The organism is Spirosoma sp. KNUC1025 (assembly GCF_045160025.1).
In the GTDB taxonomy this organism is placed as follows: Bacteria; Bacteroidota; Bacteroidia; order Cytophagales; family Spirosomataceae; genus Spirosoma.
This window is the reverse complement of sequence record NZ_CP087139.1, coordinates 4,978,459-4,993,720: the sequence shown is the minus strand read 5'-3', so window position 1 is coordinate 4,993,720 and position 15,262 is coordinate 4,978,459. Positions and strand designations below refer to the sequence as shown.

The window sequence follows — 15,262 nt, the reverse complement described above, 5'->3', positions numbered from 1 at the left end:
CGGCCGATAAACCCTTTTGGGAAGGTAAGCCTACGTAACGACTAACGCGATCTTAAAACCACGGTCCGGCTTGATCGGCCGGATGCATCAAAACTTTTGAGTTTTCAGGGTCCCCGTTACGTTTACCGGACCCTTGTATTGAATCGAGTTGCCCGAAGGGTCCGACCCATCTGTTGTATAACGAATGATAAGCCCCGGCAATGCCGTATTGGCTTTGAGGATACCTTTTTCGACGACCGCACCCGGCGGGGGTAACCGGTACGTATAGCCGTCGTTCATTCGGGCCAGTCGGGGGAGTTCTTTCTGAGCCAGCGTATTGGCGAATACGTTCCAGCCCTGACGCATAACTTTCTCCCGCACAACTTGATTGTCAATTGTTTCCCAGGGCCTTTGGGGTGCCCAGGCGCTTTCGGCAAAGCCGAGCAGTTTGGGTAATATATCATACTCAGCCATATCCCGGCCTTTCACGGTTTCGCTCCAGAGCTGCGCTTCAATACCACGGATGTTTTTACGGGCTTCGGGTTTCATGCGTTCCAGCCCGGCAAAGTTCAGGGGTTTACCCATGGCTGTTTTGAACGTAGTTTTGAACATATCGAATGGTGCAAACGCCCAGTTATGCCACGTATCGACATAGCCTGCCCAATACAAGCCTGGCTCCAGCGGGTCGTTGTTGTAAGCCATGTCGAAGTAAAAATTTGACACATTGCACAAAACAACCGGATAACCGGCATTGGCCAGCCGATTGCCCAGGTCGAGATCGAAAAGGTTATTCCAGACGTAGGGGACCACTTTTCGTCCGACAAATTCAGGATTGGGAACGTATTTACCGTCGGTTGTTTTGTTTAGCGCCACTTCTTCCCAGCCGTGAATTTCCAGCTTTCGCTTTTCGAGCCGTTGAACGAGTTTTCGAAAGAAGTAGGTCTGTAAGTTTTTTGGATCTTTTATCGTCGGATTTTCTTTCAGCAATGCAGCGGCTTCAGGCGATTTGGTCCAGACTCCCTCGGGCACCTCATCCCCTCCGGCGTGCATGATATCCATGGGTACCCCGGCTTCTTTATACATTTTTGTTATCTCATCCACTACTTTTTCGTAGAAGTGATACGTCGATTCGCGCCCAACGCTTACTACGTTATCGGTATAGCCCTGCGCTGACAAATACACAGACGTATCGTTGGGGTCAATGAGCCTGTATTCATTCGCTTCCTTTTCTTTGCCCTCCTTCATCAGCCGCTGGTAGCGGGCCTCCATCGCTTTAATGGCAGCCCGGGCATGGCCCGGAAAATTCAGTTCCGGAATTACTTTGATGTGCCGTTCCTTCGCATATTTCAGGATGTCGATAAAGTCAGCTTTACTATAAAAACCACTACCATATTTTCCTTCTTCATAAGCTTTCGGACCCGAACCGTAAGCCGGATGCAGCACGGGAGTTTCTTTACCTGAAGTATGTTCGCGCTGAGCACCTACCTGCGTGAGTTCAGGGAGCCCGTCGATGTCGAGCCGCCAGCCTTCATCTTCGGTAGTGTAGAACAGAAAGTGGTTGATTTTGTAAAACGCCAGCAGATCCAGAATACGCAAAATGGTTTCTTTGGTCTGAAAATTTCGACTCACATCGAAATGCATTCCCCGGAATGCAAACCGGGGAGCGTCTTCTATTTGCGTGTAATTCAGCGTAATAGGCGCTGTCGGGGTTTTGTAGGATTCGATAGGCAGCAAGGCCAGCAGACTTTGGATGCCGTAGAACACACCGGCGGCATCACTCCCGGTGATCGTGATTCCGTTACCGTTTATGTCGAGTCGATAAGCTTCCTGACTTGTGCCGTTGACACGCAAATTAGCTGTTTTTAGAAAAATGCCCGTTGCTGCTGGGGAGGTGTTACGTATCGAAATGTCTTTGCCGGTCAACGCTTTTAACTTCTGACTCAGCAAACGAGCCTCCGTTTCGAGCCCTTTTTGTGCGTAGATTGTCAGTGAATTATCCAGTGCCAGCGTGCCATTTCCGGTCGTTATTTTGACAGGCGCAGGAACAATTTTCTGTAGTTTGTCGGGTGATAGCAGCGACAAAGCCAGATTGTCCTGATACGCCCTTTCGAGTGTGGGAAGTGGCATCTGATCATTTTTGCCCCGTACTATCTGTTCTTTTCTGGAGAAGGGGCGGATCGTGTAGTTAGCCACCTGAACAATGTTTTCTTCCTTACCTTCCTTGTTGTAAAAGACGAAATACAAGCCCAAAGGGGCATCCGTAACTTTATTTACGGCTTCAGTTCCTTCGTAATCAATGGTCGCTGTCGCACCCGGCTCCAGTCTAAAGCCATCATTGGGTATTAGTTTATACCAGTCGCCGTTGATGTGCTGAACGGTAGCTGTTTGTGGAGTTTTGGCGGGCAGGATGGGTCGGGGCGACATATTGAAAAACAGCGCCCAGTTTGCATTGGTGAGTACTTCGCTGCTGTTGTTCCTGAGCGTAAACTGAGCCTTAAACCCGTTTGGCGTATCCGTGAAGTTGGTTAACAACTCCCAGGTTACAGCAACTTTTCCCGCTTTGCTATCTGAACGCTGGCAACCGCTCAGGAAAAGAAGAGGGATGGTTAGAATAAAAATACAAAGGCTAATGCGCATATAGGATCTGATGGTTTACGAGCTTCCTGTAGTCATTTGTAGTTAACGGCTGACGAACGAAAGGTAGACCAAACATGACAAAAGTTGACTACTGCCAATTGGTAATTGACTACGTATCGGATAGCCTTAATAGTACGTAAATCAGTAGTAAAGATACCATTCCAACAGCGGAGCTTTTCTACTTTTTTAATGGCTGCTTCCACAAACCGACTCATTTCGTTAGACGCCCTGCGCGGATTCACCATTGCGGCTATGATTGTGGCCAACTTCCCCGGCAGCGAACAATTCGTATACTTTACCTTGCGGCACAGTCAATGGAATGCCCTCTCATTCACGGATCTGATTGCCCCTGTTTTTCTGTTTATCGTTGGTGTTTCCATCGCCCTAGCCTATACCCGACAGCTATCGGAACACCGAGCCAAAGGCGTATTATATCGAAAAATCGTCAGTCGGTCGCTAAAGTTATTTGCCGTGGGAATGCTCCTGAATCTGATGCCCAACTTCGACATGGCTACGATACGCTGGACGGGCACTCTTCATCGTATTGCTATCGTTTTTCTGGTTTGCGGACTTCTTTTTCTGAACACAAGCTGGAAACAACAAATCTGGATCGGGGCAATAACTTTAGTAGCGTACTGGCTGGTCATGACTCTGATTCCTACTCCCGACGAAGGAAAAATTATCCTGGAACCCGGCCGTAATCTGGCTGCCTGGCTCGATCGCAAGTTCCTCCCCGGCCGTATGTGGCAAGGCACCTGGGACCCCGAGGGTATTCTCAGTACGTTTCCGTCTATTGTCACCGGCATCACAGGTATGTTAGCCGGGCGCTGTATGCTCAGTTCCGCAGGCTCGCTCGAAAAAGTTGCCTATCTGATGACGATAGGGTTGTTCGCAGCTATAACTGGTTATTTCTGGGGGCTTACCTTTCCGGTCAATGAAAACCTCTGGACCAGTTCATTCGTGCTTGTTACGTCTGGATTCGCTGCATTGCTGCTGGGCGCACTCTATTTTCTGGTCGATATTCTGGGACACACCAGTGGAACAAAACCCGGCATTATTTTAGGGGCCAACGCCATTACCGTCTACGTACTGGCCGATGTTTTCGCCCTCTTTTTCTACCGACAGAAATTTAATGAACATTCGTTGAATGAGCACGTAGTTCACAGCCTTACTGCCATTGGCTTCCCGCCTGAACTAGCCAGTTTACTCTACGCTTTGTTCTTTGTGGCTATCAACTTTATTCCTGCCTACATCTTATATCGCAATAAGGTGTTTATCAAGCTCTAAAGTTTTACTTTAAGAACCAACCAACCTGATTTTCACGCCCGAATCGGCGGTTTATCAAACAGTTCCGGCTTTCTGTCGTTGGTTTAGTAGGACAATTACGTATTAATTTAACAGTCTGGCAATAACCACACGGTACAGAAGAATATGAATAAGCGAAAAGTAGGGATTGGTATTGCGGTGGCTCTGGGATTGGGGATTCTCGTTTATTTTGGCTGGCAGTACGTAACGAATAAAGCCGCTAAACAAAAGCAGGAACAATCGGAAAAAGCTGCCCGTGAGGCCGAGGTTGCAGCCCGGAAAGCCGCTGAAGAGGCCGCTCGACTAGCGGCTGAGCAGGCAATGCATTCGCTGCATCTGGCTTGCCGATATGCTGATTCTATAGGAATCGATACGAGTCGGTATGTGGCCCGGCCGAAATCGACAAAAGCTCAGATTGATACGTTACTGGCACGGGTACTGGTTGAAATCCGCTACGGTAAAAAACCGTCGGGTATCGCGTTTAGCGGTCTGAAAGATAAAATTGATTCAGCCTGGATACAGAAATCAGAAGCGGCTTTTGAACCAGAATCAGTAGCAAAGCTCTCGACGTTTGAGCCTTATAACCAGTTGATTGGCTACTACAATCAAATTCGCGGCAGAGGTAGCAGGAATTCATCGACTCTTGACTCACTACGGTTAATCCGCCAGACGCTCAATTTTTATCGCTATATCAATCGTTTCAATCCGGAACAGTTCGTTCTGGTTAATATTCCTTCTGGCCAGTTGAACGTGTTCGACAAAACAGGCAAGCGGTTGCTGCCCATGCAGGTGATTGCCGGAAAACCTGACCGACAAACCCCCTGCATGACGACTTATATCCAGAATGTGGTGATGTATCCGCAGTGGAACGTACCCGACAACATTGCCGTGGAAGAAATGCTGCCCCGCATCAAGCGTAACATCGCTTTTCTTTCGAGCCAGAACCTTCAGGTACTTGATGATAAAAACCGTGAAGTTGACCCCGATAAAGTAAACTGGAAAACCCTTTCGCCCGATAATTTTCCGTATCGCATCCGGCAGGCATCGGGTTGCGACAACTCACTGGGTCTGCTAAAGTTCAATCTGGCGAATCCACTGGCGATTTACCTGCACGATACCAATAGCCGTGATTTATTTGTGAAAACTAATGATCGCTGGCGGAGCCACGGATGTGTTCGCGTACAGAAACCCGTTGAACTGGCTAATCTGGTGCTGGGCGAAGAAGTCTTTGACGATAAGTTTATGAAGGCATGTCTGGTCAATCAGCAGCCACAAACGCTTCCTATTCCAAAACGGTTTCCGGTGTTTATCACCTACAACGTAGCTGATATAGACGAGAATGGAAAACTGCGGTTCTATAAGGATGTGTATGGAATGGAGGAGGGCGATTGACGGACCACACCAAAATCAGTTATTTTAGCTGACGAACGACCCTTGGAATTGGTTTTGTCTGATTTTGAGATTTAATTTGATGGAAATTACTCCCTGTAATTTTCTGAATCGTGAAGAAGGTCGTTTCATTTGGTTTGTTTCTCCTCTTGCTTGCCCATGTGCTGGCGCACGTTATTACGGGCCTGAGCAGTTGGTGGCAGGATGAGCACGATTTATCGAAACGATTGCTGGTATACCGCACCGTCGATAGCATTGTCGAATTTCAGATTCCTCTGGCCAGTAAAACGGACGGCCTGAACATAACCCGCACTACAGAAGACGGATTTAGTTATCGAGGACGCTACTATAATGTGATAAGTCTGGAAATAACAGGCGATACGCTTCACATTGCTGGTCTGGAGTCGGCCAGTCATTCATTCTGGCAGCATGATCTGCTTACGTTTATGAACGATCACTTGGGGACTACCCCTGATGCCGGGCGGAAAGCAAGTCAGATTCTGAAATTTTTACTGAAAGAATATTCCCCCAGTCCAACCATATCCCTTAACTTCCGGACGAACGTCTGGCGTGAACAGGTACGGGTTCCTGAAACTCCCGTTACGTTCCTGACGCGTTCCGAGCCAATGTTTTCTCCCGCCTGAACGGCTCGCCTGACGATCGGTTAGGCATCTTCATGGTCATGGCTTCAACAGCCAGTGACCGAAAATTGCCTATACTGACAACCAATGCTCAATCTTGCTGAACTTGTTTGATACGTTGTCGTAGCGTTACGGTACACCCGTTTGGCTATGCCATTGATCGACATTTTTCCTCCATGAGCGTTGGTTTATGGCTTGTTCAGTAATGCGTTTAAGTACGCGTTGAGCAGCCTTGGCGTTCGTCAGCTTCCTATTTCTTCCTGACCAAATCGGGCAATGCAATTTGTCTGATCAATACTGAACACGCATATGTGGCCTGTTGAGCTACGTGTACGTCGTTCGGCCATTCATAATTCATATACCTACCTCATGAAAAATACGTACTTACATATACTTTTTGTGGCCTTATGCTGGCTTTTTGCCCCGTTGGAAGGATGGTCGCAAACCACAAGTTTTACCGGAACGATTACCGACGCCGAAACGGGCAAACCGTTGGCCGGAGCTTCCGTACTGATTAAAGATGGGAAATCAGGAACCGTTACAGACAGGCAGGGCCGTTTTAGTCTGTCGGCTACAGATGCTTCCGCCAAATCGATCGTTGTATCCATGATCGGGTATGATCGGCAGGAAGTAAAAATTGGTGATACGCAGAATCTGGCAATTCAACTGCGCTCATCAACAGAACAGCTCGATCAGGTTGTCGTAGCAGCGTCGCGGGTAGAAGAAAGCATTTTGCGCTCGCCGGTTAGTATCGAAAAACTGGACGCCCGAGCCGTAAGACAGACACCATCGGCCAATTATTTCGAAGCGTTGAACAATGTAAAGGGCGTAGATATGGTGACTAGCGGGTTAACGTATCGCCAGATCAACACGCGTGGATTTAATTCGACGGGCAACAGCCGGTTTCTGCAATTAGTCGACGGCGTTGATAACCAGTCACCGGGATTAGGTTTTTCAGTCGGTAACCTGTTTGGAGTAGCTGATCTGGACGTAGAGTCGGCCGAATTGATTCCCGGAGCGGCATCGGCCTTGTACGGGCCCGTTGCGTTTAATGGCTTGTTATACACCAAAACTAAAAATCCGTTTGAGTATCAGGGATTAAGCGTTCAGCAACGTACTGGCGTCAACCACGTAGCTGATCCAACGGGCGACGGAGCTAAGCTATTCTCCGAAACGGCGGTACGTTACGCAAAAGCCTTTGGCAATCGTCTGGCTTTTAAACTGAATGCGTCATATCTGAAAGGTCGCGACTGGTATGCTGCCGATTACACCGACATCGACCCGAATACAAGCTCTGAACAACGTGGACCCAATAATCCGGGCCGGAATGCGCTAAATATTTACGGCGACGAAGTGGCGCAGACCCTAACTGGCATCGGGCGTGTATCGCGGACGGGCTATGCGGAAAAGGATTTGACTAATTATGACGTCTACAGCCTGAAGTTGAACGGCGCTGTACATTATCGCATCACGAACAACACTGAGGTCATTTATGCCCTTAATGTCAGTCAGGGAACCGCCAATTACACGGGCAGTAGCCGGTTTATGCTGAACGATTTTCGACTGACGCAGCATCGGCTGGAACTGCGCGGCAAAAACTTTTTCGTCCGAGCGTATTCGACGGCCGAAAACTCGAACAATTCCTACAACACCCGGTCGTTAGGACAATTGATCAACCGGACCTGGGTGCGCGACCTGAGTGGAAACGTAGTGACGCCCGATAAAGCCGACGCTACGTGGTTTGAGCGATATGGTGCCGCTTTTGGTGGAAAAATACAGGGCGTAACGGCTCAGAATAACGATGCTGCCCGCGCTTTTGCCGATCAGGGTCGTTACGTGCCGGGCTCTGCCGAGTTTGACCGGGAGAAAGATCGTTACATACACATTGCCGGTTTGCAGGGCGCGGGTGTCTTGAGTCAGAGCAAATTATACCATGTTGAGGGCTTGTATGATTTTTCGTCTCATTTGCCGTTTATCAGTCTTCAGGCGGGGGGTAATGTGCGGTATTACGCGATGGAAACGAACGGAACCTTGTTTGAGGATAAGGTGAACAAGGTTCGCGTATCGGAGTTTGGCGCCTTTGTTCAGGCGTCAAAAACGCTGCTTTCCGATAAGCTGAAAATTACCCTGTCAGGACGATACGATAAGAATCAGAACTTCGCCGGAAACTTCACTCCCCGGGCGTCGGCTGTCTTCTCGCCAAGCGACGCACATCATTTTCGGGCAAGTTATCAGACCGGTTTCCGTAACCCAACCGTACCCGACCAATTTATCAAGCTGAACGTTGGTCCAATTATCATTCTGGGTGGCGCACCAGCCAATTCGGCTGGGCTGCACGCTTATGATAACTCCTTTACGTCGGCATCCGTTGGGGCTTTTGGTGCGGCCTTCGGGCAGGATTTAGCAGCTGGATTGTCGGCCCAACAGGCTGTAGTAAAAAACAAAGACAAGCTGGTAAAATCGAACGTACCCTACATACGGCCCGAACAGTTGCAGTCGTTTGAGATTGGCTATAAAGGGCTGCTCACACCGCGCCTGCTGCTTGACGTGAGTTACTATCATGGACAGTATCGCAATTTCCTGATCAATCAGGTAGTCATTAGTCCAACAAATCCGGTCTTGCTAGCCGATGGAAGTATCAATCCCGCAGCGGCTGCCGACGTACTAACGGCCACCAACCGGCAGGCTTACCAGTTGTATACCAATGCAGCTGACCGGGTTTCGACCGATGGAGCGAGTGCGGGCCTGACGGCTACGCTAAATCGAGGGTATTTACTAAACGCCAATGCAACCTGGGCGCAATTCAATATTCTGGATGCTAACCCAAACAACATTCCGGCGTTTAATACCCCTCGCTTCAAAACCAACGTGGTGCTGAGCAATGATCGAATAACCGAACGAGTGGGCTTCAGCATAGCGTGGCATTGGCAAGAGGCTTTCGATTGGTATGGTACGTTCACCGAAAACCGGCCCGGACGTATTCCTTCTTACTCGTTACTGGATGCGCAGGTAAGCTACCGGGTACCCTCCCTGAAAACAACCCTGAAACTGGGCGCCAGCAACCTCACGAACAACTACGTCGTGCAGGCGTATGGGTCGTCGGCGGTGGGCGGATTGTACTACCTGACGTTGACGTTTGATGAATTGATGCGGTAAGGTAGACAGGTATTGACTAACCAAATAAATCATGAATCAGGTACTTACATCTTCTTTGCCCCAAACGACTGATCAGGCTGACTGGCGTTCGTTTGGCCTTTGCTTTGCGTGTTACGTGCTGGGCGGTACCGTTTCAACGTTGTTGTCGGTGTTTTTACCCGTCATTTTGCCTGACCTGGGGGCAGATAGCTCGTCGGGGGCTGTACTCAATGCCGCTTTTCTGTATGGATGGGTTGGGGAGGGCTGGGGTTTGGCCTGATTGCCGACCGGGTTGGACGTGTACGCGCCCTGACGCTGGCGACAGCCTTGGTTGGCGGCTTTACGTTGCTGAGTGTGTGGGCTACCAGCTGGCCCATGTTGGCCGGATTCCGGTTTATGGCGGGGATGGGCGTCGGGGGCGTACTGGTCGTTACAACAATCTATCTGTCAGAAATCTGGCCGGAGCAGGGGCGCCCCGTCGTTCTGGGCTTGTTAGCCATGTCGTTTCCGGTGGGTATTGTGCTGGCGGGTAGTCTGAACCTGCTGTTTGCCCAATGGCGTCAGGCGTTCTGGCTGGGTGCGGTGCCGCTGGTGATGGCTCTTCTGGTCATGAAACTGTTGCCCGAATCCGCTCGCTGGAAAAATGCCCGTCAGACAACGGCTTCGGACAGACAGTCGCTCTGGCAGCCACAGTATCGCATCAACGTGATTCAGGGGTCAATCATCTTCAGCGCGGTGTTGATTGGGCTGTGGGCCGTTTTTTCCTGGACGCCTTCCTGGATACAAACGCTCTTTACCAGCGACGTAGATGCGCGTCAGGCGCGGGGTCTGACCATGATGCTGTTTGGCATGGGCGGTATTCTGGGTGGTGCGCTGTCGGGTTTTATTGTGAACCGGTTTGGCATGAGAAGAACCCTGCTGTGTACGTTTGCTTCGTGCCTATTGGCCTGCTGGCTGCTGTTTGGTACAAATCGGACGTTTTCGCCGATTATTTACGCAGAAACGGCTTTGCTGTCGCTCTGTTTTGGCATAAGTCAGGGTACCTTATCCAGTTTTATACCCCTGTTGTTTCCAATCTCAATCAGGGCTACCGCTTCGGGTTTCTGCTTCAACATTGGCCGAATTCTAACGGCTACTGGTGTATTTTTTGTCGGGTCGCTGGTCGCTGTATTCGGTGGATTGGGAAACGCCTTACTTTTTTCTCACTGACGTTTGCCCTGGCTTTCGTGTCTACGTGGTTTAGCCGCCGAACAACGTCTGCTGCTTCGTAATCAAATTCGAACTCATACTTATTAATGATACCTCTTATGCCTCATATTCAACTGCCGGAAGGTGTTCCGGGTATCCGGAGCCTCGTTATGTACCGCCCCGACACGGGTAAACCCCTTTACGAACTGGCTCAGGTCTTGTTACGTGGTGAATCGCCACTTAGCCAGGCCGAACGTGAACTGATTGCGACTTACGTATCAGCTCAGAATAGCTGTAATTTCTGCACGCAGAGTCACGCAGCAGCTGCTCGGGTTTTGTTTGGACCTGATCGTAATGTGGTAGATTTTGTGCTGAGTGAATATGAAACCGCTCCAATTTCGGAAAAGCTAAAAGCACTGCTCACGATTGCCCGGCACGTTCAGATGGATGCCCGCACAGTCAGTGAGGTCGATGTGGCCCGCGCTCGTGAGCAGGGCGCTACCGACCGGGATATTCACGATACGGTGCTGATTGCCGCTACGTTCTGCATGTTTAACCGCTACGTTGACGGCCTGGCTACGTTGTCGCCAACGGAATCAGCCGTGTACGAACCGATGGGCGAACGGCTGGCGCAACATGGTTATGCATTGCCAACAACGAATCCGGTCTGAAATAGATACAACACACAATCGGGCAACTCTTGAGTCGATTGCCTGATTCAAACAGCTTATCATAGGTTGGTTATATTCCCCACCTGTTTTGCGGGTGGGGACATATTGAAAACGTAATGAACGCTAAACAAATAAACAAAATGGCACATATTCAATTACCCGAAGGGCTACCCGGTATTCGGGGGCCAATGACATTTAGCCCGGAAACAGCTAAACCCCTTAATCTGCTCGTCGATCAGCTCCTCTGGTCGGCCGACAACACGCTGAGCCAAGGTGAACGTGAACTGATTGCGACCTACGTATCGGCTCAGAATGATTGTCAGTATTGCCAGACGATTCATGGGGCAATTGCCAGCCAATGGCTCGGGGATACCGACTGGAGTCTGGTGCAGCAGGTAAAGCAAGATCCGGAAACGGCTCCCATTTCGGAGAAAATGAAAGCCTTGCTGGCTATTGCCGGGAGTGTTCAGAAAGGCGGTAAGCACGTTACTACCGAACAGGTTGATCGGGCCAGGAATCTTGGCGCTACCGACAAGGAAATCCACGATACAGTCCTGATCGCAGCCGCATTCTGCATGTTTAACCGCTACGTCGACGGCCTGGCTACGTGGATGCCAGACGATACGTCATTTTTCAGAAACCGGGCCATAACGATCTGCGAAAACGGGTACTCAGCCTCTGTTTCGGCTATGCCTATCAAAACGGAGGCAACGGTTTGATTGACGTTAGGCTACAAAACAAACCACCCGACAGGTCTGACCTGTCGGGTGGTTTGTTTTACGATCTGGTTGAACCGATCAGGACTTTGCTTTTAAATGATCGTATCCCTGTTTGAGCCGGTTATAGCCGTGGGTAGTGATACGTTCGCCAAGATAGGCGTAAAAGGCTGGGTCGGTAGGCGTTACGCTGGCTAACCCATCGACGTATTTGTTGTATAAACAGAATAGAGCGGCAATCAGCACCGTATCGTGAAGTTCGCGGTCAGTTGCGCCCGCAGCTTTAGCCCGATCAACCGCTTCGGGGGTGACATCTCTACCGTTTTTCTGAACCAGTGCCGCTACGTTCAGCAGCGCTTTCATCTTATCGGAAACCGGGGCCGTTTCAAAATCCTGCTTGACTCGTTCGCAGGTTTCCGGTTCGCCTAAGAGTATATCGGCAGCAGCTGTGTGGGCCGTTGAACAAAACCGGCATTCGTTTCGGTGCGATACCAACGTAGCAATCAGTTCACGTTCCCCTTCCGTCAACGTCGATTCGCCACGTAGCAGAATCTGGGTAAGTTCGCGGATGGGCTGGGCGGAATCCTGCCGGTATTCGAGTAAGCCGGTTATTCCCGGCAAGTGCGCTTCAAGCGGAATATGAGGCATCAGACAAGACGTTTGTAAGGGTTATAACGAAGCAAACTCGTTCTGTTCAGCCAGGTAAGCTGATTTTTTCAGATAATCATTATCGGGCGAATAAACAAAGAGGCAGGAACCCCCTTTTACGGCCTGAATAATACCTTTGGAATCAGCATACGGCACTGCCGGACAGCCCTGGCTACGTCCTAACCGACCCGTTTTACGGATGAAATCCTCGCAGGCATAATCAGCGCCATGCAGGACAATGTTCCGATTAAAAACATTGTCGTTAAATCCTTTTTCCAGCCCTTTCAGTTGTAAAGACAGGCCGTGCTTGCCCATGTACGTATTGAGGGTCTGGTAGAAACCAAGGCTGCTCTGAAATGACGATTGCTTATTGGAGAATCGTTGGGCAACTAGATCGCCGGAATTCTGCCCGTGGGCAACGTACGTATTGAAAAGTAATTTTTTTTGAATCAGATCAACCACATACATCCGTTTATGGGTGGAAGGCTGGCTAAGGTCAACAATCGTTAACGTCGATTTGTCGGGGCTGATTTTTTGCCAACCGCGCAAGGCATACTCAAAAACAGACTTTTGCAAACCAGTTTGACTTAACTGTAGTTGATCGTATACGTCGAGGTAAGGAATGAATTTTGCTGGTTTTGCAGCGGAAGCTGGCTTAGCAATGGCGACGTTACGTGTGGATTTGGAACCGGTGCTGACAAAATAAACAATGGCAAAGGCAACCAGAAGCAAAAGAACATTCTTCATACGTAGACAAGCGGGCGTTGTTGGAAGTTTATGAGGATGTATTATTAATCAACAGCCTCTCCGGTGTTTTAATTCGGTGAAGATATTAAATTTCCCTCAAAAGATTCGCGGGAATGATCGGAAAAACGTTCATTTTTCCTGCGACAAGCCCTTAAAACGATGACATCTTACCCGCAAAAAGATATGACTCCCTACGAACAGGCCGTTCGCACTGAACTGACTCGTTGGCAGCAGGCCATGCAGAAACCACCATCCACTTTCGGGCGTTTCTCAACCGCTCTGCAACGGCGGATTAACCGAATTATTCCCCAGAAAGTACACGCTGTCATTACGGCTACAATCAAGCAGATGACGCGGGCAGTTCTGTTCGGGGCGGAGTTTTTGTCGCGCCAGCCTACCGAGGGAAAAACGCTGATTCAGCGGGATGCTGCCGTAGCCCGACGGATTGAGTTCTACAAAAAAACAAGCGCGGCCGAAGGGGGCGTAACGGGCGCAGGAGGCTTTTTGCTCGGCCTGGCCGATTTTCCGATTCTGCTTGCGTTGAAGATGAAAATGCTGTTTGAGATTGCCAGTCTCTACGGTTTTTCGGTGAATGATTACCGCGAGCGGGTTTATATTCTGTACGTTTTTCAACTGGCGTTTTCGAGTCAGGAGCGTCGACGGGAAGTATATCAGTATGTAGCAAACTGGCCTGAACATAGCCGCCAACTCCCCGACGATATTCACCAGTTCGACTGGCTGAGGTTTCAGCAGGAATACCGCGACTATATCGATCTGGCCAAGATGGCCCAACTGGTTCCGGGTATCGGTGCTGCTGTTGGTATTGTGGTCAATTATCGACTTATCAATCAACTTGGCCGTACCGCCATGAACGCCTACCGGATGCGCCTGCTGGCAGAAGATAAAGCGTTGCTGATTGAGTAGCCGATTGTTAAATGGTACGCTTTTGAGGCAATGCTTTATCTGACTATTACTTTATTTACAGTACGTATAGACAAAACTGTTATTGTATTGACTAATTTTAGCTAAATTACGTCAATATATTGACGTAATTTAGCTAAATGGATATTGATCGGTATTTGATGCCTATAGTAAAGGAGCATCTCATCCCTGGAAAAGTTAATCTGATTTTCGGCACTCGACGAGTGGGTAAGACGTTTTTACTACGTAGGCTGGTATCAGAAGTATCGTATTCTTATATATGGCTGGAAGGAGAAGATTACGATACACACCAGGTGCTGGCTGAGCGAACTGTAGCTGCTTATCGGCGGTTGATTGGTGAGGCCGAGCTGTTGATTATTGATGAAGCGCAGGCAATTCCCAACATAGGTCAGATACTAAAGTTATTTGTCGATCAGTTAACACATCTACGTATTGTTGTAACGGGTTCGTCGGCTTTCGATCTACTTAATTTATCGGGTGAGCCACTTACGGGCCGGGCTTTTTTTCATCAGTTGCACCCCATCGCGCAATCTGAACTTACGCGCTATGAAAACCCCCTTCAGACCCGGCAGCAACTAGAGGAAAGGTTAGTATTGGGTAGTTATCCTGAGCTTTTCAGTCTGGCTACGTCAGCCCAACGGGAGCGATATTTGCGTGAGTTGATAAATACGTATCTGTTGAAAGATATTATATCGTTTGAAGGTATTCGAAATTCATCGAAAGTAAAGGATCTATTGCGACTGGTGGCCTTCCAGATTGGAAAGGAAGTGTCGCTTGAAGAATTAGGGCGACAACTGCATCTCAGCAAGAACACCGTTGAAAAATATCTTGATTTGTTCACTAAAGTATTTATTCTGGTGAAAGTGGGCGGTTTCAGCCGTAATCTGCGAAAGGAAGTAACCAAAAGCTCACGCTGGTATTTTTTAGACAATGGGGTTCGGAATGCACTGTTGGCTGATCTGAAACCGCTGTCCCTCCGGCAGGATGTTGGCGAGCTTTGGGAGAATTATTTGATAGCAGAGCGAATAAAAAAAAATCAGGCCGAACAGCGCTGGGTCGATTACTTCTTCTGGCGTACGTATGATCAGCAGGAAATTGATTGGATTGAGGTTGAAAACAACCAAATTCGAGCATACGAATTCAAATGGAAAGCCGACCGGATTAAGCCGCCTAAAGCATTCGTGGATGCCTACCCCAAAGCGACTTTCGAACTGATTAACCGTGAAAATTATCTGCCTTTTGTGACGTAAGCAAAGAAAGATGA

The 15,262-nt window shown here is 49.2% G+C and carries 13 protein-coding genes; 10 read left to right on the top strand and 3 right to left on the bottom strand.

What is annotated here, in order from left to right:
* Positions 1 to 87: 87 nt before the first annotated feature.
* Entirely contained in the window at positions 88 to 2,616 is a 2,529-nt protein-coding gene (locus LN737_RS21945) for a family 20 glycosylhydrolase (protein ID WP_405511958.1), read from the bottom strand.
* Positions 2,617 to 2,805: 189 nt separating this feature from the next.
* Here LN737_RS21945 and LN737_RS21940 point away from each other — a divergent pair, with 189 nt between their 5' ends.
* From LN737_RS21940 to LN737_RS21905, 8 genes are all read left to right on the top strand, one after another.
* On the top strand, positions 2,806 to 3,903 hold the full coding sequence (locus LN737_RS21940) for an acyltransferase family protein (protein WP_405511957.1): 1,098 nt from the start codon (positions 2,806 to 2,808) through the stop codon (positions 3,901 to 3,903).
* A gap of 144 nt (positions 3,904 to 4,047) precedes the next feature.
* Positions 4,048 to 5,313 carry a L,D-transpeptidase family protein gene (locus LN737_RS21935; RefSeq protein ID WP_405511956.1) on the top strand — a complete coding sequence of 422 codons (1,266 nt, stop codon included), beginning with the start codon at positions 4,048 to 4,050 and terminating at the stop codon, positions 5,311 to 5,313.
* A gap of 110 nt (positions 5,314 to 5,423) precedes the next feature.
* Positions 5,424 to 5,954 carry a hypothetical protein gene (locus LN737_RS21930; protein ID WP_405511955.1) on the top strand — a complete coding sequence of 177 codons (531 nt, stop codon included), beginning with the start codon at positions 5,424 to 5,426 and terminating at the stop codon, positions 5,952 to 5,954.
* Positions 5,955 to 6,320: 366 nt separating this feature from the next.
* Positions 6,321 to 9,107 (top strand): TonB-dependent receptor, encoded by a 2,787-nt coding sequence (locus tag LN737_RS21925; RefSeq protein ID WP_405511954.1) that lies wholly within the window; start codon positions 6,321 to 6,323, stop codon positions 9,105 to 9,107.
* A 31-nt stretch (positions 9,108 to 9,138) separates the two neighbouring features.
* The gene (locus LN737_RS21920) at positions 9,139 to 9,366 is read left to right on the top strand and encodes a hypothetical protein (RefSeq protein WP_405511953.1); all 228 of its coding nucleotides are present in this window, start codon (positions 9,139 to 9,141) and stop codon (positions 9,364 to 9,366) included.
* Positions 9,336 to 10,295, top strand: coding sequence for an MFS transporter (locus LN737_RS21915; RefSeq protein WP_405511952.1), 960 nt, complete (start codon positions 9,336 to 9,338; stop codon positions 10,293 to 10,295). Before LN737_RS21920 ends, LN737_RS21915 begins: the two co-directional genes overlap by 31 nt.
* A 98-nt stretch (positions 10,296 to 10,393) precedes the next feature.
* A complete protein-coding gene (locus LN737_RS21910; protein ID WP_405511951.1) occupies positions 10,394 to 10,945 on the top strand; it encodes a carboxymuconolactone decarboxylase family protein in 552 nt (183 codons plus the stop codon).
* 140 nt (positions 10,946 to 11,085) lie between these two features.
* A complete protein-coding gene (locus LN737_RS21905) occupies positions 11,086 to 11,664 on the top strand; it encodes a carboxymuconolactone decarboxylase family protein (protein WP_405511950.1) in 579 nt (192 codons plus the stop codon).
* A gap of 78 nt (positions 11,665 to 11,742) precedes the next feature.
* Here the strand turns inward: LN737_RS21905 and LN737_RS21900 are convergent, their stop codons facing one another.
* Positions 11,743 to 12,309: a carboxymuconolactone decarboxylase family protein gene (locus LN737_RS21900; RefSeq protein ID WP_405511949.1), complete on the bottom strand. Its 567-nt coding sequence runs from the start codon at positions 12,307 to 12,309 to the stop codon at positions 11,743 to 11,745.
* Positions 12,310 to 12,330: 21 nt separating this feature from the next.
* On the bottom strand, positions 12,331 to 13,056 hold the full coding sequence (locus tag LN737_RS21895; RefSeq protein ID WP_405511948.1) for a murein L,D-transpeptidase catalytic domain family protein: 726 nt from the start codon (positions 13,054 to 13,056) through the stop codon (positions 12,331 to 12,333).
* 183 nt (positions 13,057 to 13,239) lie between these two features.
* Between LN737_RS21895 and LN737_RS21890 the strand changes: the two genes are divergently transcribed.
* Together LN737_RS21890 and LN737_RS21885 are read left to right on the top strand one after the other, a co-directional pair.
* Positions 13,240 to 13,980, top strand: a complete 741-nt coding sequence (locus LN737_RS21890) for an EcsC family protein (protein WP_405520484.1) — start codon at positions 13,240 to 13,242, stop codon at positions 13,978 to 13,980.
* A gap of 137 nt (positions 13,981 to 14,117) precedes the next feature.
* Positions 14,118 to 15,248, top strand: a complete 1,131-nt coding sequence (locus LN737_RS21885) for an ATP-binding protein (protein ID WP_405511947.1) — start codon at positions 14,118 to 14,120, stop codon at positions 15,246 to 15,248.
* Positions 15,249 to 15,262 lie beyond the last annotated feature (14 nt).